The sequence below is a fragment of the Arthrobacter sp. R4 genome (assembly GCF_051365025.1).
In the GTDB taxonomy this organism is placed as follows: Bacteria; Actinomycetota; Actinomycetes; order Actinomycetales; family Micrococcaceae; genus Arthrobacter.
In genome coordinates this window covers 58,955-80,980 of the sequence record NZ_JBLWIJ010000003.1, presented here as the reverse complement: position 1 = coordinate 80,980, position 22,026 = coordinate 58,955, and the positions used below count along the sequence as shown (strand labels likewise).

General features: G+C 63.0%; 21 protein-coding genes and 1 tRNA gene. 10 read left to right on the top strand and 12 right to left on the bottom strand.

From position 1 onward, the window contains the following. Positions 1-61: 61 nt before the first annotated feature. Entirely contained in the window at positions 62-823 is a 762-nt protein-coding gene (locus ACLKOZ_RS02450; RefSeq protein ID WP_337346749.1) for an isoprenyl transferase, read from the bottom strand. Between the two features lie 152 nt (positions 824-975). Between ACLKOZ_RS02450 and trhA the strand changes: the two genes are divergently transcribed. Continuing rightward, complete coding sequence (gene trhA / locus ACLKOZ_RS02445) at positions 976-1,698, top strand: PAQR family membrane homeostasis protein TrhA (RefSeq protein WP_436472531.1); 723 nt, start codon at positions 976-978, stop codon at positions 1,696-1,698. 9 nt (positions 1,699-1,707) lie between these two features. Here trhA and ACLKOZ_RS02440 read toward each other — a convergent pair whose 3' ends face one another. Together ACLKOZ_RS02440 and mca are read right to left on the bottom strand one after the other, a co-directional pair. Beyond that, positions 1,708-2,049, bottom strand: coding sequence for a hypothetical protein (locus ACLKOZ_RS02440; protein ID WP_436472529.1), 342 nt, complete (start codon positions 2,047-2,049; stop codon positions 1,708-1,710). A gap of 102 nt (positions 2,050-2,151) precedes the next feature. Next, a complete protein-coding gene (gene mca, locus ACLKOZ_RS02435; protein WP_436472527.1) occupies positions 2,152-3,057 on the bottom strand; it encodes a mycothiol conjugate amidase Mca in 906 nt (301 codons plus the stop codon). A 109-nt stretch (positions 3,058-3,166) separates the two neighbouring features. On the opposite strand from mca, the gene ACLKOZ_RS02430 reads away from it, so the two are divergent. Continuing rightward, positions 3,167-3,625: a DUF4307 domain-containing protein gene (locus ACLKOZ_RS02430; RefSeq protein ID WP_436472526.1), complete on the top strand. Its 459-nt coding sequence runs from the start codon at positions 3,167-3,169 to the stop codon at positions 3,623-3,625. A 153-nt stretch (positions 3,626-3,778) separates the two neighbouring features. After that, a complete protein-coding gene (greA, locus tag ACLKOZ_RS02425; protein WP_066290572.1) occupies positions 3,779-4,273 on the top strand; it encodes a transcription elongation factor GreA in 495 nt (164 codons plus the stop codon). Between the two features lie 66 nt (positions 4,274-4,339). On the opposite strand, the gene ACLKOZ_RS02420 is transcribed toward greA, so the two are convergent. The 4 genes from ACLKOZ_RS02420 to ACLKOZ_RS02405 are packed head-to-tail and all read right to left on the bottom strand — an operon-like array spanning position 4,340 to position 8,557. Further along, positions 4,340-4,945: a rhomboid family intramembrane serine protease gene (locus ACLKOZ_RS02420; protein ID WP_436472525.1), complete on the bottom strand. Its 606-nt coding sequence runs from the start codon at positions 4,943-4,945 to the stop codon at positions 4,340-4,342. A gap of 6 nt (positions 4,946-4,951) precedes the next feature. Then, complete coding sequence (gene ilvA / locus ACLKOZ_RS02415) at positions 4,952-6,190, bottom strand: threonine ammonia-lyase (protein WP_337346645.1); 1,239 nt, start codon at positions 6,188-6,190, stop codon at positions 4,952-4,954. A 3-nt stretch (positions 6,191-6,193) separates the two neighbouring features. Then, positions 6,194-7,558 (bottom strand): AI-2E family transporter, encoded by a 1,365-nt coding sequence (locus ACLKOZ_RS02410; RefSeq protein ID WP_436472524.1) that lies wholly within the window; start codon positions 7,556-7,558, stop codon positions 6,194-6,196. Positions 7,559-7,597: 39 nt separating this feature from the next. Next, positions 7,598-8,557, bottom strand: a complete 960-nt coding sequence (locus ACLKOZ_RS02405; protein WP_436472523.1) for an aldose 1-epimerase family protein — start codon at positions 8,555-8,557, stop codon at positions 7,598-7,600. Positions 8,558-8,694: 137 nt separating this feature from the next. Here ACLKOZ_RS02405 and ACLKOZ_RS02400 point away from each other — a divergent pair, with 137 nt between their 5' ends. From ACLKOZ_RS02400 to galK, 3 genes are read left to right on the top strand one after another with little or no spacing between them, the layout of a single operon-like run. Next, positions 8,695-9,582 (top strand): DeoR/GlpR family DNA-binding transcription regulator, encoded by an 888-nt coding sequence (locus ACLKOZ_RS02400; protein WP_436472522.1) that lies wholly within the window; start codon positions 8,695-8,697, stop codon positions 9,580-9,582. After that, positions 9,579-10,751 carry a galactose-1-phosphate uridylyltransferase gene (gene galT / locus ACLKOZ_RS02395; protein WP_436472521.1) on the top strand — a complete coding sequence of 391 codons (1,173 nt, stop codon included), beginning with the start codon at positions 9,579-9,581 and terminating at the stop codon, positions 10,749-10,751. Before ACLKOZ_RS02400 ends, galT begins: the two co-directional genes overlap by 4 nt. Next, a complete protein-coding gene (gene galK, locus ACLKOZ_RS02390; protein ID WP_436472520.1) occupies positions 10,748-11,935 on the top strand; it encodes a galactokinase in 1,188 nt (395 codons plus the stop codon). Before galT ends, galK begins: the two co-directional genes overlap by 4 nt. A gap of 107 nt (positions 11,936-12,042) precedes the next feature. Here galK and ACLKOZ_RS02385 read toward each other — a convergent pair whose 3' ends face one another. Then, on the bottom strand, positions 12,043-12,963 hold the full coding sequence (locus ACLKOZ_RS02385) for a Bax inhibitor-1/YccA family protein (protein WP_337346651.1): 921 nt from the start codon (positions 12,961-12,963) through the stop codon (positions 12,043-12,045). A gap of 501 nt (positions 12,964-13,464) precedes the next feature. On the opposite strand from ACLKOZ_RS02385, the gene ACLKOZ_RS02380 reads away from it, so the two are divergent. The 4 genes from ACLKOZ_RS02380 to ACLKOZ_RS02365 are packed head-to-tail and all read left to right on the top strand — an operon-like array spanning position 13,465 to position 17,629. After that, positions 13,465-14,748, top strand: coding sequence for a branched-chain amino acid ABC transporter permease (locus tag ACLKOZ_RS02380; protein ID WP_436472519.1), 1,284 nt, complete (start codon positions 13,465-13,467; stop codon positions 14,746-14,748). 9 nt (positions 14,749-14,757) lie between these two features. Further along, complete coding sequence (locus ACLKOZ_RS02375) at positions 14,758-15,726, top strand: branched-chain amino acid ABC transporter permease (RefSeq protein WP_436472518.1); 969 nt, start codon at positions 14,758-14,760, stop codon at positions 15,724-15,726. A 17-nt stretch (positions 15,727-15,743) separates the two neighbouring features. Then, entirely contained in the window at positions 15,744-16,859 is a 1,116-nt protein-coding gene (locus tag ACLKOZ_RS02370; RefSeq protein WP_337350057.1) for an ABC transporter ATP-binding protein, read from the top strand. After that, a complete protein-coding gene (locus tag ACLKOZ_RS02365; protein WP_436472517.1) occupies positions 16,856-17,629 on the top strand; it encodes an ABC transporter ATP-binding protein in 774 nt (257 codons plus the stop codon). Before ACLKOZ_RS02370 ends, ACLKOZ_RS02365 begins: the two co-directional genes overlap by 4 nt. Positions 17,630-17,765: 136 nt before the next feature. Here ACLKOZ_RS02365 and ACLKOZ_RS02360 read toward each other — a convergent pair whose 3' ends face one another. From ACLKOZ_RS02360 to ACLKOZ_RS02345, 4 genes are all read right to left on the bottom strand, one after another. Next, positions 17,766-19,118 carry an ABC transporter substrate-binding protein gene (locus ACLKOZ_RS02360; RefSeq protein WP_436472516.1) on the bottom strand — a complete coding sequence of 451 codons (1,353 nt, stop codon included), beginning with the start codon at positions 19,116-19,118 and terminating at the stop codon, positions 17,766-17,768. Positions 19,119-19,342: 224 nt separating this feature from the next. Further along, positions 19,343-19,416: transfer RNA gene (locus ACLKOZ_RS02355), tRNA-Leu, on the bottom strand. 20 nt (positions 19,417-19,436) lie between these two features. Next, complete coding sequence (locus ACLKOZ_RS02350; RefSeq protein ID WP_436472515.1) at positions 19,437-20,381, bottom strand: N-acetyltransferase; 945 nt, start codon at positions 20,379-20,381, stop codon at positions 19,437-19,439. Positions 20,382-20,517: 136 nt separating this feature from the next. Further along, complete coding sequence (locus ACLKOZ_RS02345) at positions 20,518-22,014, bottom strand: NAD(P)/FAD-dependent oxidoreductase (RefSeq protein ID WP_436472514.1); 1,497 nt, start codon at positions 22,012-22,014, stop codon at positions 20,518-20,520. Positions 22,015-22,026 lie beyond the last annotated feature (12 nt).

Genomic DNA, 22,026 nt, shown 5'->3' with positions numbered 1-22,026 from the left:
CGTCGGCGATTCCTGTTGCGGCCATGTGAATTCCGCGTGAACGGCGCCGCTGCCGCAACTGTCAGGTGCCGAAGCGCCGCTGCCTGCCTGCGTAGTCGCGAAGTGCTCGGAGGAAGTCCACTTTTCGGAAGGCCGGCCATAGCGCTTCACAGAAATAGAACTCGCTGTAGGCGCTCTGCCACATCAGGAATCCGGACAAACGCTGTTCGCCGGAGGTCCTGATCACGAGGTCGGGGTCGGGCTGGCCGCGGGTGTACAGAAAACGCGAAATGTCATCAACGCTCAGGCTGTCGGCCAGCTTCGAGATATCCGCGCCGTTCGCAACTGCATCGTGGAGCAACTCACGGACGGCATCCACGATCTCCCTGCGTCCGCCATAACCCACTGCAACGTTAACGTGGATCTTTTCACGCACGGGCGTCCGTGCTGTCAGTTTGTTCAGCCGTTCAGCGAGGTAATCAGGCAGCAGTTCCGGCGCGCCCATCGCATGGACCGAGATGTTCGCGTCCTCATCCAGGCGGTCCAGGGTGTTGGCGATAATCCCCATTAGCAGGTCCAGTTCTTCGCTGGACCTGCTCATGTTGTCGGTGGAAAGCATGTAAAGGGTGACTACTTTGACACCGAGTTCCTGGCACCAGCCAAGGAACTCGTGAATCTTATCCGCTCCTGCCTGGTGGCCCTGGCTGGTGGGCGCATTGAACTGTTTCGCCCAACGCCGGTTGCCATCCACCATCACACCGATATGCCTCGGGATACGGTCCCCGGCGAGGTCCCTAAGTAGCCTGCGCTCATAGAAGCCATAGAGGAACCCGGGCAATTCCACGCGGAGACTCACCTGACTTCCCTTGCTGTACGACGCCTTGCACATCCTAGGCTACCGTCCACAGGCGGGAGGACGGAGCCGGGACTTCATGTAGAAGGCATGCCAAAGGTTACCCGTGGGTAACTTACTGGAGCGTAGGTTATTCTGGAGCAATGAACAGCGAGACTTCAAACGGCCAGCCAGGCAAGGGGACGGAGGGAAATTCGGGTCCCGTCGATGATGCCGCCGTCCGGTTGGCGGAACTGCTCATGATCAAACCTAAGTGGCGCGGCTGGATCCACACCGTCACGGCGCCTCTGGCCCTCCTTGCAGGGGTTGTCCTCGTACTGCTCGCCCCTGCGGCGGACCTGAAAATCGCCTCCGCAATCTACGCAGCTACCGGGGTCCTGCTCTTCGGCATCAGCGCCGTCTACCACCGCGGCAACTGGTCTCCCGGCGTCAGGATTGTCCTGAAGCGGCTGGACCACACCAACATCATGCTGGTCATCGCGGGCAGCTATACCCCGCTGGCATGGTCCCTCCTGGAACGCCCGAAGGCCGTGCTGCTGCTTTGGATCATCTGGACCGGGGCCATCCTGGGTGTACTTTTCCGGCTGCTGTGGACGCATGCCCCACGCTGGTTATACGTGCCGATCTACATCGCCCTGGGCTGCGGTGCGCTGTTCTACCTGCCCGAGTTCTTCGCAGCCAGTGTCCCGGCCGCCGTCCTGATCTGCGTCGGCGGCATCCTGTACATTACCGGCGCCGTCTTCTACGCCCTCAGGAAGCCCAACTTCAGCTATGAGCACTTCGGCTTCCACGAACTGTTCCACGCCCTCACCGTGCTGGCCTTTGCCGCCCACTTTGCGGCGATCGCTATCGCCGTCCTCGGCTGACGGCCCGCCCTAATCCCGAGGCTGGGAACGGTCGGGAGCTGCGCCCGTCCCGTTTCCTTCACCTTCGGCATCATAGTCCGGCGTACCCGTACCGTCATGGGCATCGGCAGCGTCGACATCCGCTGCTGCTGCTGCCGCCATGCGCTCCTCCTCCACCTGCGCCCGGTAGCGGACCCGGCGGATACGGCGCACCATATCCACGATGAGCAAGGTGGTTGCCAGCACAAAGAAGGCAGTCATGATGAAGCCCCACAGGCCCGGGGTGATTTGGTCCTCCGACACGCCCTCACGCAATGAAGGTGTGGGCAGCGGGGACGGTGTGGTGGCCAGGGCCAGGAGCAAGTGGTGCACGGTATAAACCTTCTATGGAAACTGACAGGCGTCCGGCCGTGGACTGAGGATCCGGCCACGGCGGGGCGCTCTTCTACGCGGCATAGAAATTGCCTGCTGCCTCTATCTTAGCCCCGCGAAAAGATCCTTCTCCGGCAGCTTCGCGGGAATCCGGGACTGGATCAGCGAGTAGTCTTCCCACGGCCAGGCGCGGCGCTGCATCTCAGGGGCGACGGCGAAGAAGAAGCCCAGCGGGTCCACCTGCGTCCTGTGGGCCCGGAGGGCGTCGTCGCGGGCCTCGAAGTAGTCACCGCAGTCAATCTGCGTGGTGGTGGGATGTCCTGCAGGCGGTGGAGTGTGGCCTTCTGCGTCCGTTTCCAGCCAGGCGGCGAGCCGTTCGGCATAGGGAGACTGCAGGCCAGCTTCCTCCAAGGCAAAATGCAGCGCCCGGAACCGCTCAGGGCTGAACGCCCGGTCGTAGTAGAGCTTGCTGGGCGCCCAGGCCTCGCCGGTGTCCGGGTAGCGGTCAGGATCACCGGCAGCTTCGAAGGCTTCCACAGCCACCTTGTGCGCCATAATGTGGTCCGGGTGGGGATAACCGCCGTTTTCGTCGTAGCTGATGATTACCTGGGGCTTGAATTCCCGGACCAGCCGCACCAGTGGCGCAGCAGCGCGCTCCAACGGTTGCGTGGCAAACGAGCCAGGCGGGAGGGGCGGAAGCGGATCACCTTCAGGGAGGCCGGAGTCCACGAACCCCAGCCAACGTTGACGGATGCCCAGTATCTTGGCCGCGCGCTCCATCTCAAGGCGCCGCGCCCCCGCCATGTCCCTTTTCGGGTGGGGTTCGCCTTCCACTGCGGGGTTCTGGATATCTCCCCTGGACCCGTCCGTGCACGTGGCCACCATGACGTCCACGCCTGAGGCTGCGTACATGGCCATGGTTGCAGCGCCCTTGCTGGACTCGTCATCCGGGTGGGCATGGACGGCGAGCAGGCGGAGCGTGGCCGGGGTGGAGCTGGACGCTGTCATGGGTGGACGGCTCCTTCATCTTCTGTAGCCGTTGTGCTGGCCGCTTGAACTGGAGTGAGGCTGGCTGGTTCCGGAAATCCGGGGCCCGGATCCGCACTAAACTGGACTGGTGACTTCCCAGGATCAGCCCGCCGTTTCCGCGCCAGCAGACACTAGCCTAGCCAATCGTTATGGCCGTCAAAAGCGCGGGCTCTCCCCCATGGCGAAGCGAATCATCGGTGCGGGGGCGCTGGCGGGCGGAATCGGCTTCATGGCCTGGGTTTCCACGTCCTCAGCCGTCTCCAGCGTGACGTTCAAGGACATCGGCTACAGCACCACCGACGCCACCCAGGCAGAAGTGGATTTCCAGGTCACCCGGGAGCGGGGGACAGCCGTGAAATGTGCCGTCAAAGCATTGGATTCAAAGTTTGCCGTGGTGGGTTGGAAAGTGGTGGACATCCCGCCCGGTGAGGCTGACCAGACGGCCGACGGCGGCCGGACCATTTCCCAGCGCATCGTGGTAAGGACCGAGTCACTGTCCGTGTCCGGAGTAGTGGACAGCTGCTGGATTCCGGACGGCGGCAATTAGCAGAATGTGATCTACGCCGCTTGCGTATTGGGTTATGTCCAGAGGATTGACTACAATGGAGCAATACCTTTACCCCGCTGAGCTGGTTACTGAGTTCCACAAGTGGCCACCGTGGCGGGGTCTTTTGCATGTATGACCGAAGAGGAGAAGTCCGTGTCGACCACCAACAGCGCGCCTGCAGCCTGGCTCACACAGGAAGCTTTTGACCGCCTGAAGGCAGAGCTGGACCACCTTTCCGGCGCTGGCCGGGCAGAAATTGTCCAGAAGATTGAAGCTGCCCGCCAGGAGGGTGACCTCAAGGAAAACGGCGGCTACCATGCAGCCAAGGAAGAACAGGGCAAGATCGAAGCCCGCATCCGCCAGCTCACGGCGCTGCTGCGTGATGCCCATGTGGGGGAAGCTCCCGCCGACGACGGAATCGTCGAACCCGGCATGATCGTGGTTGCCAAAATCGCCGGCGACGAAGAGACCTTCCTGCTCGGCTCCCGCGAAATCGCCGGCGACTCCGACATTGATGTCTTCAGCGAAAAGTCGCCGCTTGGTGCGGCCATTGTTGGCCACAAAGAGGGCGACACCCTGAGCTACACGGCGCCTAACGGCAAGGACATCACGGTGGAGATCCTCTCTGCCAAGCCTTACGCCGCGTAATAGTTTTTTGAAGGAAAGAGCCGGCCACCCGCAGTTGGCCGGCTCTTTTGTGCCTGTGATCGGTGCCTAGGTCCCTTGCCGGGGCCGCATTAGCAGGGCAGCGGCCACTCCACCCACTGCACCGCCCAGGTGCGCCTGCCAGGAAATGTATCCCGCCACGAAGGGCAGCACGCCGAGCAGGATGCTGCCGTAGACCATGAACAGGACGACGGCCAGCAGGATTTGGCGCCAACTGTGGTTGAAGAAGCCCCGCACCAGCAGGAACGCGAAGAGTCCAAAGACCAGTCCGGACGCGCCCACGGTCACGCCGCCGTTACCGATGAGCCACACTGTCAGCCCGGAACCCAGCCAACTGAACGCCAGCGCCGTCAGGAACACCCGGAGCCCGGACAGGAACACCAGGAATCCGAAAATGATCAGAGGCAGGGCGTTCGAGAGCAGGTGGTTCAGGCTCGCATGGAGCAGTGGGAAAGTGAAGATGTCCAGGAGCCCGTCCAGGCTCCGTGGCCGCAGGCCAAAGGTCCTGTTCAATGAATGGAGGGTGAGCATGTTGACGATCTCGATAACAAAGAGGACGACGGCGAACCCGCCCACCACCAGCAACCCGCCTTTAGCGCGGGAGGCGGTTGTTTCCCGGCTCCGCGGCTGCCCGTCCCCCAGCGCATCCAGCATGGCTGCCTAGTGGACCACTATGGGCTGGAAGCCCTCAGCACGGAGGGCACCAAGCACTTGCTCGCAGTGCTCATGTCCCTTGGTTTCAAGATTCACGGTGATGGACACGTCTCCCATGCTAATGGAACCGCCCACCCTTGTGTGGTCCAGCCCAGTCACGTTGGCATCGTTCTCGGCAATGATCCGGGCAATAGTGGCTAGGGAGCCCGGCCGGTCATCCAGCATCATCCGCACGGTCATGTAGCGCCCGGCGGCGGACAGGCCACGCTGGATGACTTTGAGCATCAGCATCGGATCGATGTTGCCGCCGGACAGGATCACCGCTGTGGTGCCGGGATTCTCAATCTTTCCGTCCATGAGTGCGGCAACGCCCACGGCACCGGCAGGCTCCACTACCAGCTTGGCCCGTTCCAGCAGGAAGATCAGCGCACGGGCCAAGGAATCCTCGCTGACGGTAACTACATCGTCCACGAGCTCACGGATGATGCTGAATGGCAGCTGGCCGGGGCGGCCCACGGCGATGCCGTCGGCCATGGTGGATACCTTCTTCAAGGGAACCAGTGCATCTGCGGCGAGTGAAGGCGGGTAGGCGGCCGCGTTCTCCGCCTGGACGCCGATGATGCGGATTTCCCGCCCCAACTCACGTGCTCGGGCCTTGACGGCCACCGCAACCCCTGCCAGGAGGCCGCCGCCGCCAACACCCATCAGGATGGTGTCGACGTTGGGGATCTGCTCGAGTATCTCGAGGCCGATGGTGCCTTGGCCGGCCACCACGTCCACGTTGTCAAAGGGGTGGACAAAAACGGTTCCGGACTCGTTGGCGTAGCGCTGCGCTTCAGCCAGCGCCTCGTCAACGTTGTGGCCGTGGAGGACCACCTCCGCGCCATGGCTGCGGGTGGCTGCCAGTTTGGGAAGGGCCACGCCCAGGGGCATGTAGATGCGTGCCTTGATGCCGAGGCTCTTCGCGGCAACAGCTACACCCTGCGCGTGGTTTCCGGCGGACGCTGCAACAACGCCGCGCTTCTTTTCCTCTGGCGACAGCCGGGCCATCCGGACATAGGCGCCCCGGACTTTGAATGATCCTGCCCGCTGCAGGTTCTCGCACTTGAAGAAGACGTCCCCGCCCACCATGCTCCCGAGGGCCCGCGACGATTCCACTGGTGTCCGGGCAATAATCCCCTCAAGCAGCTTCTGCGCCTCCAGGACATCGTCCAGCGACACGGGAAGGGTTTCGAGGATGTTCACGGACTATTCTCCTTTGGCAGATTCTGCTCCGGTGCCCTGGCCTGCGGTGCCGGCCTGGGTTTCCGGATTGTGTGCGTTTGTGCTGGTCACAGCTTCCTTGCTGTCCCTGGGTTTCCAGCCGGGCAGTCTGACGTCCTTAATCGTGTCATCCTGGCCTGAGCCAACCATCACCGGCCCTCCGGGGGTAGCCAGCACTTGTTCATGTTCCCATGTTCTGCCGGCGATGTAGCGAATCGCCGAGTTTGCTACAGCGAGGATGGGAACAGAAAACAGCGCGCCGGGAATTCCGGAAAGGTATGAACCGGCCGCCACAGCCAGGATCACAGCCACCGGGTGCAGCGCGACTGCCTTTCCCATCACGAGCGGCTGCAGGATGTGGCTTTCCAGCTGCTGGACCAGCAGCACGATCCCCAACATGATGAGCGCGTTGACCCAACCATTTGCCACGAGCGCCAGAAGCACAGCCACCGCCCCGGTGACGAGTGCGCCGACGATGGGGATGAAGGAACCCATGAACACCAGCACGCCCAGCGGAAGCGCAAGTGGGACTCCGATGATGGCGGCACCCACGCCGATTCCCACGGCGTCCACAAAAGCCACGAACATTTGGATGCGGGCGTAGCTGACCATGGATGCCCAGCCCTTGCGGCCTGCCCCGAACGTGGCGGCGCGGGCCTTTTTTGGCAGCAGCCGGACCAGGAACGCCCAGATGCGGTCACCTTCCAGGAGGAAGAAAATCAGGACAAACAGCGCGAGGACAAGTCCTGCGGCAAAATGCCCTGCTGTACTTCCAAAAGAAAGGGCTCCGCTCAGGATGCTGCTGCTGTTGTTCTGCAGCGCGGCTGTTGCCTCCTGCAGGTACTGGTCGATCTGGGCCGCCGACAAGTGAAGCGGCCCTTCCGCCAGCCAGCCCTGGATCTGCTGTATCCCGGCCAGCGCCTCGCTCCACAGCTCGCTGAAACCCGCAACAAGCTGCCGTCCCACGAGCGCCAGGGAACCGCCAATCAGACCGAGGAACCCCAGCACGGTGACCGCCACGGCGGCGCCGTTGGGCAGCCGATGATTCCTGAGCCAGCCCACGATGGGGCTGAGCAGGCCAGCCAGCAGCGCTGCCACCATGACGGGAATGATAAGGAAGCTAATCCGGCTGAGGAGCCAGATCAGGGCGCCTCCCACCAACAGGATGAGCCCCAGACGCCAGGCCCATGACGCCGCTATGCGGACACCGTAGGGGATGTCGCGGTCCAGTTCACGGTCCGCCAGGACCCGCAGCGGCGGGGCAGCACGGCCTGCAGTGTCGTCCACACGCCCACTTGGTTGCGGGAGGGTGGAACGGTCGGTTGGGTTGGCGTCCTCAGCTGGCGTCATAGCCTAATACTTCCCCAGCTGCGGGGTTATGGGAAACCGCTACCCGGCTTCGTTGAGGGTGGCGTCGACCCCCCACGTCATGGTGAAGCTGTCCCCCGGCGAAAGCCAGCGGAGCCCGTCCCCGGAGTTGAAGGCATTGGCTGGTCCCGTCATCGGCTCGATGGCCACCGCCCGCGGCCTGCCGGGAAAGTCCGTGGTGACGAATACATGGACGTAGGCGCATGCCTCGTCCTGCCACAGGCTGACGCTGCGGCCGTCCGGAGCGGACAGAGTGTGGCGGGCCGTGCCGCCGTCGAACGTTATGTCCGTCAGTGCGACGTCGATGTCCAGGCTCCCCACACGCCTGCCTGAGCGGAGGTCCGCGTCGCCGCTGACCGGTTCGGAGCTGCGCGGTATCAGCCTCTTGTCGGCAACGAGCCGGGTGTCAGCGGAGACTGTCAGTAGCAGGTCGTCGAGCTCCGTATCGCCGAGCCGCAGGTACGGGTGGGCGCCCAGGACAAACGGTGCCGGCGCCTTGGAGTCATTGACCAGGGTCTGCCGGACCTCGAGGCCCAGGTCCTCCGCCAGCAGATACTCCACCCGGTGGCGCAGCAGGAACGGGTATCCATGCTGGGGGAAAACGGTCGCTTCGAGGGTGACGGAGAACTGCGACTCGTCCACCAAGCTGTAGGAGGCGTTCCGCAGCAGTCCGTGACTGGCGTTGTTCCGGGACACTTCGGTGATGTCCAGTTGCTGCTTCTTGCCATCGAGGTACCAGACGCCGTCCTCCACCCTGTTCGCCCAAGGCGCCAGGGTGATACCCGCCGCACCGGGAGAAATTTCAGCATCGCCGTAAGTCTCGGTGAGTTGTACGCCGCCCCGGCTGTAGAGGCGAAGGCCTGCGGCCAGCTCTGTAACAACTGCGAGCGCATCCCCCCGCCGGAGTTCGTACTGCCGCCCGCTGGCGTAGGACCGGAAGCCGGAAGGGACGCTGGTTTCCGGCAGAGAAGGTGAAGTCATGGGCACCACCGTACATTGCATGACGCCAGCCGTCCCAACAGCGCCACATGTTATCTTTTGTTTGAAACTATTCTTTTTTGAGCTAAATATGCGACAATGATGATGACATTGAGCGGGCCACGTTGGAAGGGGATGTGATGCTTGCAGCACAACGGCAGCATCTGATCCTCCAAGAGGTCCACAACGAGGGAACCGTGCGGGTGGCCACCCTCGCCGCACGTTTCGACGTTTCGGAAATGACCATCCGCCGCGACATCGACGCCCTCGATGCCGGCGGCCTGGTCCTGCGGGTCCACGGAGGAGCCGCTCGAACGGACAGCTTCAGCGCGCTCGAACCCGGGTTCGCCAACAAGTCCGCCCTCGAACAGCCCGCCAAGGCAGCCATCGCGGCCGAGGCACTCAAGTTGGTCCGGCCCGGCATGACGCTGCTCATTTCGGGCGGAACCACAACGTTTGAGCTGGCAAGGCTGCTGCCCCGGAACTTCGACCTCACAGTAGCCACCAACTCGGCTATGGTGGCCGGTTCGCTTGCTGCCCGGGAAGGAACGGGAGAGGACAGCGGCATCCGGACCCTCGTGCTGGGCGGGGAGCGGACACCGTCAGAGGCCCTCGTTGGTCCGCTGACCGTTCAGGCCGTCAGCACCATTGCCGCCGATCTTTGTTTTATGGGCGCGCACGGACTGGATCTCCAGGCTGGGATCACTTCGCCCAACCTCCTCGAAGCCGAGGTCAATGCCGCCATGGTCAGGGCGTCCTCGCGGCTGGTGGTCCTCGCAGACTCAAGCAAGTACGGCGTCATCGGCCTCGCTGGTATCTGCCCCTTGTCCGCGGTGCACATCCTGGTCACCGACAGCGGAATCCGCGCCGCATCCACCGGAGCCCTCGCCGCCCTCCAAAAAGCCGTTTCCGAGGTTCGGACAGTACGGCTTCCGAACAGCCGTAACAGCCATGCGGAACCGGCCAGCGTTACCAGCCCTGATCCCCGGCAGTACCAGCCACCCGTACCCAAAGGAAAAGCCCCATGACAGGTATCACCAGTACGAAGCTCGCCGACGGCCGGGAGCTGATCTATTTCGACGACGCCGCAACGCCGAAGCTCCGCACGGCGGAAACCACCACGGACCACCGGCCGCTGCCGGAGCGGGGCGAGCCAGGCGAAGTACGGTTCGATGCCCTCACGGACGAGTGGGTCGCCGTTGCGGCCCACCGGCAGTCGCGTACGCACCTGCCGCCGGCAGATCAGTGCCCCATCTGCCCCACCACACCGAACAACCCCTCCGAGATCCCCGCGCCGGACTACGACGTGGTGGTGTTTGAAAACCGCTTCCCGTCACTGGGCCCGGACCTGGGGCCCATACCGGCCGCCCCGGAATGGGGAACCACCGGCCCGGCGTATGGACGCTGTGAGGTGGTGTCCTTCACCCCTGAGCACACGGGGTCGTTCAGCGGGTTGGGCGAGGAGCGGGCCCGCACAGTCGTGGAGGCCTGGGCGCACCGAACTGAGGCGCTCAGCAGGATGGCGGGAATCAAACAGGTTTTCCCGTTCGAGAACCGGGGGGCCGACATCGGCGTCACCCTCCACCATCCGCACGGACAGATCTATGCCTACCCATACATCACTCCGAGGGCCGGGGTCCTGGGCGCGGCGGCACGCAAGTTCTACGATGGGTCCGACGGCCGGCAGACCCTCACCGGGTCGCTGCTTCGGGCTGAACGGGAGGACGGAAGCAGGATGGTGATGGAGGGCGAGAACTTCAGCGCCTACGTGCCTTTCGCTGCCCGCTGGCCGCTGGAAATCCATCTGGTACCGCATCGGCAGGTACCCGACCTGGCAGCATTGAGCGGCGAGGAAAAGGATGAGCTGGCGCATGTTTACCTGGACCTGCTCAAACGGCTCGACGCCCTCTACCCCACGCCCACCCCCTACATTTCCGCCTGGCACCAAGCCCCCCTGGACGACCTTTTGCGGCCGGCCAGCTACCTCCACCTGCAGTTGACGTCACCGCGCAGGGCAGCCGACAAACTCAAGTACTTGGCCGGCTCCGAAGCCGCGATGGGCGCGTTCATCAACGACACCACGCCCGAAAGCGTGGCGGAGCGGCTCCGCGCCGTTACCGTCCCGGAGTCCACCCCCACGCCCGCAGCCACTACCGCCGTCCCTCTGGGGGCCCTACCTGAAGGAGCACATGCGTGAGCGCCGCCCCTGACCCGCTGACCACCCAGGCGCCGCCCACTGCCGCGGACCTTGCCACCCGCTTTGAGCGGGAGTTCGGCAGGCTTCCCGACGGCGTCTGGCAGGCGCCGGGCCGCGTCAACCTGATCGGTGAGCACACCGACTACAACGAGGGCTTCGTGCTTCCGTTCGCCATCGACAAGACTGCCAGGGTGGCCGTGGCAGTCCGGCCGGACAGCGCCATCCGGCTCCTGTCCACGTACGGTGACCAGGGCGTAGTCAATGCCGATCTTGGCACCATCGCAGCCGCCTCGGCCAAGGGCTGGACGAAGTATCCCCTCGGTGTCATCTGGGCCCTTCAGCAGCGCGGCATCGCGGTTCCGGGACTGGACCTGCTCCTCGATTCCAACGTTCCCCTCGGCGCAGGCCTGTCCTCGTCGCACGCGATCGAGTGCGCAGTCATCTCAGCGCTCAACGACATCACGGGAGCCGGACTGGAACCGGAGGAGATGGTCCTCGCCACCCAGCGCGCAGAGAACGACTTTGTGGGCGCCCCCACGGGCATCATGGACCAGTCGGCGTCCCTGCGCGGATCCAAGGGCCACGCCGTCTTCCTGGACTGCCGCGACCAGAGCGTCCAGCTGGTTCCTTTTGAAGCCGAGCAATCCGGGCTGGTGATGCTGGTGATCGACACCAAGGTTTCCCACTCCCACGCCGACGGCGGTTACGCCTCACGCCGGGCCTCCTGCGAATTGGGTGCTCAGGTCTTGGGCGTCAAAGCGCTCCGGGACGTCCACGTGGCGGACCTTGAGGAAGCAGCCGGGCTCCTGGACGAGGTCACCTACCGGCGCGTGCGCCACGTGGTCACCGAGAACGACCGGGTGCTGCAGACCGTCGAGCTGCTGGCCAGCGAGGGCCCGGGTTCCATCGGCGCCCTGCTCGACGCCAGCCACGCCTCCATGCGGGACGATTTCGAGATCTCTTGCCCGGAACTGGATCTGGCCGTGGACATCTCCCGCGCCAACGGGGCTATCGGAGCCCGGATGACCGGGGGCGGTTTCGGCGGGGCCGCCATTGCCCTCACCCCGGCAGAGGTGGAGCAGCAGGTGCGCGCCGCCGTCGAACGCGCCTTTTCCGAGGCCGGGCACAAGGCTCCTGACATCTTTACCGTCACCCCGGCCGCCGGAGCGATGCGCCTTTCGTAAGGCGCTCAGAGACACAACAGGAGAGGGTCCCCGCCAGTGCTATATGCACCAGGCGGGGACCCTCTCCTTTTAGGTTTAACGTACGACGGCGGCTGCCGGCTTGGGTGCTAGTCGTCGCCCCGGAGGATAGCGAGCAAGCGGATGATTTCCACGTAAAGCCAGACCAGCGTGACCGTGAGGCCGAACGCTGCCGTCCAGGAGAAGCGCTGCGGAGCGCCGCTCTGGACCCCTGCCTCGATGCTGGTGAAGTCCATAACCAGGGAGAACGCAGCCAGGCCGATGGCCAGGATGCCGATGACGACACCAATGATGCCGCTGCGCAGACCGAAGGGCTCAGTCGTCAGACCGGTCATCATCATGACGAGGTTAACCACCGAGAACAGTGCGTAGCCAACCAGGGCGATCATGAAGAACTTCATGGCCTTGGGCGTGGCCCGTACCTTGCCGCTCTTGAACAGGAGCAGCGTCACGGTGAAGACGGACAAGGTGCCGATGACAGCCTGGAGACCAACGCCCGGGTACATGGTGTCCAGTACGCGGGTGAGACCGCCGAGGAAGAGACCCTCAAGACCGGCATACGCGAGAATCAGCGCAGGTGACGGCTGCTTCTTGAAGGTGTTGACGAGTGCCAGAACGAAGCCGCCGAGGGCACCAACGATCATCAGCATGCTCGCGAGGCCCATGCTGACGAACATTGTCACCGCTGCGCCGACCAGCAGCACTCCGAGGCAGGCGGCCGTCTTGACGATGACGTCGTCGTAGGTCATCCGGCCAGTGTCCGCGGGACCCGCGGCCGGCTGGTTGTACATCTGCTGCAGCTGCTCGTTGGTCATGTTTTGAGCAGCGTAGCCGCCCTGGCCGTCCATGACCTGACCGGGGGCGCGGCCGTACGCCTGCTGTCCATAAGGCTGGCCGTAGGGCTGCTGGCCGTAAGGTGCCTGCCCGTAAGGCGCCTGCGGGACAGGCGGCGCCTGCGTTGCTTCACGGAAATTCTTTCCGTTGAAGATCGGGTTTCCGCCAAGTGCCATTGCTGGTGTCCTCCAAGTAAGGGGTGGGTGCTGAACCTTATGATTCACGTTACCAATTTCCACGCCTCACCGCCGCCGAAAGTTCCCGCCCCTTGCGGGAAGCAACCCAACTGTGACATGGGACGTCGTCCGAAGCGGGCGACGACAATCCCCGCAGGGCAGACCGAATGTTAAGAAATACCGGGGATCAACAAAAGTTTCTTTAGTCAGCCTAACGATAGAGGCAGGTCCTGCTACACAGTTGTTATCTGATCGCTACCCGAAGGCCGCTTCGGGCGGCATTTTTCGCCTCCGCAGCGCTGTAACATAAGGCCAAGCCGGGTGACGAAAATCACAGATGTGCAGCGTTTGCTGATATCAGTACCGCATCATCGTCTGCCCGGCTTCGTTCGCAGCGGTTGCAAAGGCGCAGCCGAGACCACCCCCAAGCGGAGGTTTTCTATTTTGAAAAGCACACCGAGAGGCCTGTTGCACAAGCGGCCGGGCAGATTGCTAAAGGCTGTGGGGGCGATCTTCGCTGCCATTGTCACAATCCTGCTCGTCGTCGCTCCCGCGTCGCAAGCCACTACACCGTCACCGACACCATCCCCGTCACCGACGGTATTCCAGAACAGCATCAGCGGATTCCTTCGGGATGACGAACGTGCACCCATCGCAGATGTCACCATCACTGCCAAAAGCGGAGATTTCACGGGAACCACAAAATCCGGCGCCAATGGCGCATGGACTATCGGAGTGCCCGTCCAAGGCACCTATGAAATAGAGCTGGATGAGTCCACGCTGCCCGAGGGAATCAAGCTGGCCGAGGGCCAGGAGAACCCCCGCAACGTCTCGTTCAGCCAGACATCCAATCTCTCGGTGATCTTCACTTTTGGCGAGGGAATTGTGGTCCAGGAGCAGAACTTCGCCCAGAACCTGCTCAACCGCCTGGTGGCTGGCCTGAGCTTCGGCCTCCTGCTGGCGTTGGCGTCCGTGGGACTCTCACTCATTTTCGGTACTACAGGCCTGACGAACTTTGCCCACGGTGAAATGGTCACCTTGGGCGCCGTGGCTATGTTTGGCCTCAGCGCGATGAACCTGCCCTTCTGGCTCGCCGGAATCCTGGCGCTCTTGATCGGTGGCCTGTCCGGCTATATCCAGGACGCAGGCCTGTGGAAGCCACTGCGCGCCCGCGGGACGGGCCTTGTCCCCATGATGATCGTCAGCATCGGCCTTGCGTTGGCCGCCCGCTATGTCATTCAGTTCTACTTCGGTGGTGCCACCCAGCAACTGCCGTTCGCCCAGTCCAGCGAGATCCAGCTTGGGCCTGTCTCCATCTCGCCCAATAATCTGTGGTCCCTCGTCATCAGCGCCATTGTCATAGGTTTGATCGGCGTCATCCTGCTCAAAACCCGCTTGGGAAAGGCCACGCGCGCGGTGGCAGATAACCCGGCGTTGGCGGCCGCATCGGGCATCGACGTCGACTCCGTGATCCGCATCGTCTGGGTAGCAGGCGGAATGCTGGCGGCGCTCGGCGGCATCCTGTGGGCGTATTACCGGCCCGGCGTGACGTTCGACATGGGCTCCCAAATCCTGCTGTTGATCTTCGCCGGCGTCACCCTGGGTGGCCTAGGGACTGTTTTCGGGGCCCTGATCGGGTCACTCATCGTCGGTATTTTCGTGGAACTGACCACCGTCTTCGGCCTCGCCGCCGATCTGAAATTCGTGGGAGCACTGTTCATCATGATTGTTGTCCTCTTGTTTCGTCCCCAGGGCATCCTGGGCCGTCGTGAGCGTGTGGGTTAGGAGGCCGCCATGGACTACGGATTCGTTTTCTCCAGCGCTGCCAGCGAAATATTCAGCCCGACAACGGCTGCTTATGCCCTTGCAGCCCTCGGCCTGGCCGTTCACTTCGGCTACTCCGGCCTGCTGAACTTCGGGCAGGCCGGCTTCATGGCTGTGGGCGCCTATGGCTTTGCCATCTCGACGTTGTCTTTCGGGGTTCCATTCTTTGTTGGTCTGCTCATCGCCGTCGTCAGTTCCTGCCTGTTTGCCCTGCTGCTGGGTATCCCCACCCTGCGGCTAAGGGCTGACTACTTGGCCATCGTTACTATCGCCGCAGCCGAAATTGTCCGCTACGTCGTAACCACCAACCAAATGGATGCAGTGACAGGATCGGCCGACGGCCTAGGTGCCTTCGAGGGTGGGTTCTATTCCATGAACCCTTTCCCCGAAGGGTCCTACCTGGGCATGAATAACCGCGACTTCTTCATCCGGGTCGTTGCCTGGACCTTGGTGGTCCTATGCTGCCTTGTCATCTGGCTGTTGATGCGCAGCCCCTGGGGGCGTGTGCTCAAGGGCATCCGGGAAGACGAGAACGCTGTCCGTTCCCTTGGCAAGAACGTCTATGCCTACAAGATGCAGGCGCTGATCATCGGCGGTGTCCTCGGCGCCCTCGCCGGCATGGTGTTCACACTTCCGCGCGGCGCAGTCCAGCCCGCGAACTATGGCACCGAGCTGACGTTTTTCCTCTGGACATGCCTGCTGCTGGGCGGCATGGCCACCGTCCTGGGGCCTGTTATCGGCGCCATGATCTTCTGGGTGGTCTTGTCCCTGACACAGGGCATCCTGTCCGGCCTTATTGAATCCGGCGCGGTGACCTGGCTGACCACAGTCCAGGCGGGCCAGCTGCGCTTTATCCTTGTTGGCATCGCCCTGATGCTGTTGATGATCTTCAGGCCGCAGGGCGTCTTTGGCAATAAGAAGGAGCTGGCATTCGCATGAGTCACGGTGCACATTCAATGAATGAAAATGTACACAGCACGGCACACAACGACGCAGCCATCGACTATATGACTGACACCAGTCCGATTGCCGCCGGCGACATCGCCCCGGGCTGCAAGAAGAGGGACCCCATCGTGGTGGCCGAGAACGTCACCCGGACCTTCGGCGGCATCAACGCCGTCGACGTCCAATACCTGGAGATCCCACGGCACAAAATCACCGCCCTGATCGGCCCCAACGGGGCAGGCAAGACGACCCTCTTCAACCTCCTTACCGGCTTCGATACGCCCAACTCCGGCAAATGGCAGTTTGAAGGAAAGAACATCGAGGGTGTCTCCTCGTACAAGCTGGCCCGCATGGGCATGGTGCGCACTTTCCAGCTCACCAAGGTCATGGGCAAGCTCACCGTTATGGAGAACATGCGCCTTGGCGGATCCAGCCAGCCCGGCGAACGGCTCTCGAAGGCACTGTTCAAGGGGATTTGGGGCGGCCGGGAGAAGGAAATTACGGCCCAGGCGGACGTCCTGCTGGAGAAGTTCAAGCTCGACGTCAAGAAAGATGACTACGCGGCTTCACTGTCAGGCGGCCAGCGCAAGCTGCTCGAAATGGCGCGCGCCCTGATGGTCCGGCCCAAGCTGGTGATGCTGGACGAACCGATGGCCGGCGTCAACCCGGCTTTGACGCAGTCGCTGCTGGACCACATCAAGAACCTCAAGGCTGAAGGCATGACCGTGTTGTTCGTGGAACACGATATGAACATGGTCAGGCACATTGCCGACTGGGTTGTTGTCATGGCCGAGGGGAAGATTGTGGCGGAGGGTCCCCCTGCCGATGTTATGAAGAACCCTGCTGTTATTGACGCTTACCTGGGAGCCCACCATGACGTCGATCTTGGTGACACTGAAGGCATCAGGGAACTCGAAGCAGTACTTGAAGCAGACGAGGAATCGATTGTGGGTACGGAAAACGCCGGCATCATCGCTGTTGACGCAGTGACCACCGAGGCCAAAGATGCAGACCTTAAGCAACCCGACCTCAGCCCGGAAGCCCACCAGGCTCCGGCCGCCGATGAACCCCTTTCTCCCGAGTCCGGCCTGAGAGAAGCTGGCACCACAGACAAGGACAAAGAATGAGTGCCACCAGCGCTGCCCCTTCCACCTCGACAAGGCCGGCGGATGACGTCGTCGTCAGGGTAACCGACCTTGTGGCCGGTTACCTCCCGGGTGTGAACATCCTCAATGGTTGCAGCATCGAAGCCCGGAAGGGCGAACTGATCGGCATCATCGGACCCAACGGGGCAGGCAAGTCGACGCTGCTCAAGGCCATGTTCGGCTTGGTAAAAGTCCATTCCGGCTCCGTAGTTGTCCGCGGTAAGGACATCACAGGGCTAAAAGCCAACAAGCTGGTCACCCAGGGCGTGGGCTTCGTGCCGCAGAACAACAACGTCTTTGCCACCCTCACCATCGAGGAAAACATGCAGATGGGGATGTTCCAGAGGCCCAAGGACTTCTCCGAACGGTTTGAGTTCGTCGTTAGCCTGTTTCCGGAGCTTGGCAAGCGACGGGCCCAGCGTGCAGGGTCCCTCTCCGGCGGTGAACGCCAAATGGTGGCCATGGGACGGGCACTGATGATGGAACCGGCCGTCCTGCTGCTCGACGAGCCATCCGCCGGCCTCTCCCCCGTCAAGCAGGATGAGACGTTCCTGCGGGTCCATGAGATCAACAGGGCAGGCGTTTCCGTCATTATGGTCGAACAGAACGCCCGGCGCTGCCTTCAGATCTGCGACCGGGGCTACGTCCTGGACCAGGGCAAGGATGCGTACACAGGCACTGGACGGGAGCTCATGAAGGATCCCAAGGTCATCCAACTCTACCTGGGCACCCTCGCCGACACGGTGGAGTAAAGCCGCACAGCGGAGGGCCCTCGTTCAGACCTTTCTGAACGAGGGCCCTCCTCTTTGTGAACGACTCAGCCCGGCTACAACGAAGGCCCCCGTCCGTGGACGGGGGCCTTCGTTGTAGCGTCAGTTAAGGCTCGGCTTACAGCTTGCCGAATTCTTCCTTGACTGGCTGCGGCTTGTTCGTGTCATCGTACTGGTAGATACCGATGTAGGCTTCGGTCGGATCACCGGCATCGGAGAAGGTTACCGGACCCGACTGGCCGTCGTAGTCGATATCCTTGCCATTGCGGAGCAACGTGACGCACGAGGCGAAGGTGTTGCACTTCTCACCGACCTCGGAGACAGCCTTCAGTTGCTTGGCAATGTCCGCACCCTTGGTGCTCTTAGCCGCTTCCGAGGCCAGGGCAATCAGGTTGACGGCGTCGTAGGACTCGCCGGCGTAGTTGTAGTCCTTCAGCGCCGGATCGATGGCCTGAAGTGACTTCTTGAAGTCCTCCTTGGCGAACGTTCCGGGCTGGGTGCCCTGCGCGCCCTTCAAGGTGCCGGGCTGGAAGTCCTTGCTGTAGTCGGATGTGTTGCCGTCCACCAGGAACAGCTGCGTTGGCTTGATCCCCTTGCCCGTCAGCAATGGAATGATGCTCTTGGCTTCGTCAAAGGTGATCAGTGCGATAGCGTCCGGCTTGGCAGCAATGACTTTGTCCACCTGGGCGCTGAACTGGGAGTCGCCGGTGTTATACAGCTGCTCCTCAACGACCTTGCCGCCAGCACCTTCGAAGGCCTCCTTGACGTTCTTCTGGAGACCTGTTCCATAGGCGTCGTTCAGGACGATCATTCCGACCGTCTGTGCTCCACAGGCAGCGATGTAGTTGCCCAGGACCTTGCCCTGCACCACGTCTGAGGGTGCGGTGCGCCAGTACAGGCCCTTGTCATCCCAGGTGGTGAAGTCCGGCGAGGTGTTTGCCGGGGAGAAGTGAAGCACGCCGGCCCCGGTGATCTGGCCGATCACGGTCTTGGATACAGAAGAGGAAGCTGCGCCAATAACCGCGCTGACTCCCTGACCAAGCAGCGCAGTAGTGGACTGCGTGGCGATGTCGGTTTTGGTGTCGCCGGAGTCGCGATGGATAACTTCCACTGGCTTACCCAGAACACCGCCTGCTGCGTTGACCTCCTGAACGCCGAGGTTAACACCAGCGATTTCGGGTGGCCCAAGGTATGCCAGGTTGCCGGTCGTGGGCAGGAGCGAGCCGAGCTTCAACGGCGTGTCCGTGGTGGTGGTGGACGGCGGAACAGCGCCCGTGGGAGCTGCCGCGGCTGAGGTGCTGGCGCCAGCACCGGCACCCGCCGGGCAAGAGATTGCGCCCTGAGGTGCGGTGGTGGTTTCCGTCGAGCTCGGCGTGGAGGTACCACCACAAGCTGTAGCCAGAAAGGCGACGCCGACGCTAAGCGCTGTGAGCTTTGCGATACGGGGTGCCGCCGGGGAAAGTGAAATCATTGACAATCTCCTGGATCGAAAGGTGCGAACGGCCTTTGATGCGGATGATCAGGTGTTCCTGATTTAACTTTCAAGCTAGTGCATATCCAAGGCGGATATAAGTGACTGAGGTCACATCCTTATAACAGTCGTTGCATATGCGAAATCTCCGGGCCGGACAGTCCGCAGAGGTCAAGGAAGACACGCTACACAGCGCAGAATGACGGCGGTATTGGAAGAAGTTGTGCCCCAGGCGAGACTCGAACTCGCAACACGCGGATTTTAAGTCCGCTGCCTCTGCCAATTGGGCTACTGGGGCGCCCGGTCAATGGTATCTCGTCACATCCGGTCGAAGGGCGCGGCATACCGGAACGTGCCATGAACTCCCCCCGGCCACACCGCCAGCGGCAGGAGCTGGAAGTTGTCCGCCCAAGCCTTTTCGGGAGGCAGGACACCGAGGGAAGTAGCCGGCACAAAGCCGAAGCGTGGGTAGTACTCGGTGCTGCCAAGCAGCGCGATGCCGCTCTCCCCCGCAGCGTTTGCCCGGGCGATGGTCTCATTCATCAGTGCACTCCCAATGCCGTGCCGCTGCAGCCTGGGCGTCACCCCAATCGGCCCGAGCCCCAGCAGCTCATGCCCGGCCACCCAGCCACGCGTACTGATGACGTGGCCAACAACCTCGCCGTCCAGGACGCCCACAATGCTGAACTCCGGCAGGTACTCCTCGCATTCAAACAACTGGCGGAGCAGTTCCACTTCAACAGGTTCTCCCTCCGCAGGCAGGCCGGTGGCCGGCGAGACGGCGAAGGCCTCTGCCGTCAATGCCAGGATCGCGGCCCGGTCAGCCTCCGTCTCGTTGCGCAGCACAAGCTCCGGTTTGGGCTGGTGGCGGCTCTCTGCAGAGAGTTCGGCCACGGCTTCGAGAGCACGGGCGGCGTCGGCGACCGGTACCAGCAGGTGGTCATGATGGAACCCGGCGAGCACGTTGCAGCTGATCCGCGCCTCGGTCAGTGCCTTTCCGACGGCGGCAGTCAGGCCGACTGCCTCAAGCTCTGAATGCACCTCCAACGTGATCCACGCTGCCACGAAGTCATAGGCCAGGCCCAGGCGGTCCGCTTCTACCCGGGGAAGGACCACTGTGAGTCCCTCAGCCTCGCGCACCGCGGCTTCGATTCCGGCGGCGAGTGGCCTGCCGTGGGGCCACAGGACGTAGACGTACTCCCCCTCGCGTACCACCGGGTGAAGGGAGGCCAGCAGGGTCTGGAGGTTCATTTCACCAGTCATGGTGCCCAGTCTATGAGGACGGACCTTCCGGACGGCCAGGGCACTCCGGCAGTGCCCACCAACGCAAACGGCGGCCATCCCCTCGCAGGGGACAGCCGCCGTCGGGCGTTGGACCGTGTGGCCCGGGACGCGCGAGCTACTTGGCGTCAGCGGTGACTGGTTTCTGGGGGTCGACCTTGGTCTTCTCCGCAGATCCTGGGGCACCGGGCAGCGGCGCGTCAGCCGGCGAACCCGCAGGCGCAGCAGGGGCTGCGGCTGGCTTGGGGGCCGGGGTGGCCGCTGCAACGAAGGCGCCGCGGGGGTTGTCGAGGTCGATCAGCTGCGTGGTGTCGCGGCCCGCGAAGAAGCTGATGATCCAGTTGAAGATCACGCGGAATTTGCGCTCGAACGTGGGCATTGCCATGCCGTGGTATCCACGGTGGGCGAGCCAGGCCAGGCCGCCCTTGAGGCCGATGCTGCCGACGAGGTTGATGTTCGCAACACCCTTCCACTCGCCGAAGCCGGCCACGGCACCGAGGTTCTTGTGCTTGTAGTCCTTCAGCGGCTTGTCCCAGCGGGAAGCCCACAGGTTCTTCGCGAGTCGCTTGGCCTGGCGAAGGGCGTGCTGGGCGTTCGGAACGCACGTACCGTCCGGCAGGCCACTGCCCGTGAGGTCCGGTACGGCGGCGATGTCGCCGGCGGCCCAGGCGTTCTCGACGATCCCCTCGTCCCCACCAATGCGCAGGTCAGGAAGGGTGCGGACGCGGCCGCGCGGCTCGAGCGGGAAGTCGGTGGAGCGGACCATCGGGTTGGCCTGCACGCCGGCAGTCCAGACCAGGGTGTCTGCTTCGAAGTCCTGCGCCGGCGTCTTGTCCGGGAGGTTGATGAGCTTGATGGAGCCCTCGGCATTGTCCAGGGAGGTGTTCAGCAGGACCTCGATGCCGCGGCTGCGGAGGTGCTCCACAACCCATTCGGCCTGCTTGGCCGTTACCTCGGGCATGATGCGTCCCATGGCCTCGACCAGGACGAAGCGGATTTCCTCCTGCTTGACGCGGGGGTTGTTCCTGACCGCCGCGCGGGCGAGGTCTTCCATCTCGGTGATGCACTCGATACCGGCAAAGCCGCCGCCCACCACCACGAAGGTCAGTGCCTTGGCGCGTGCTGCGGGATCGGTGATGGTGGATGCTGCTTCAATGCGCTCCAGCACCTTGTTGCGAAGGGCCACAGCCTCTTCGATGGTCTTCAGGCCGATGCCCTTGTCCGCGAGGCCCTTGATGGGGAAGGTGCGGGTGATGGCGCCTGCGGCCATGACGACGTCGAAGTAGGGAACCTCAAAGTTCTCGCCGCCGTCCGTGGGAGCCACAACGGCGGTGCGGTTGGCGTGGTCGATCGAGGTGACGCGGCCCTGGATCAGTTCAGTCTGCTTGAGGTGCTGGCGGTGGGAGACCACGGCGTGGCGGGCTTCGATGTTGCCGCCTGCTACCTCGGGGAGGAACGGCTGGTAGGTCATGTAGGGCAGTGGATCAACGAGGGTGACGATGCCACCGGCATTCGCGATCTTCTTCTGCAGTTTGAGTGCTACGTACAGGCCGACGTACCCGCCGCCGACGACGAGTACCCGGGGACGGTCCTGGAGCTCTGGGGTGGTTGCCATGATTTAAGAATA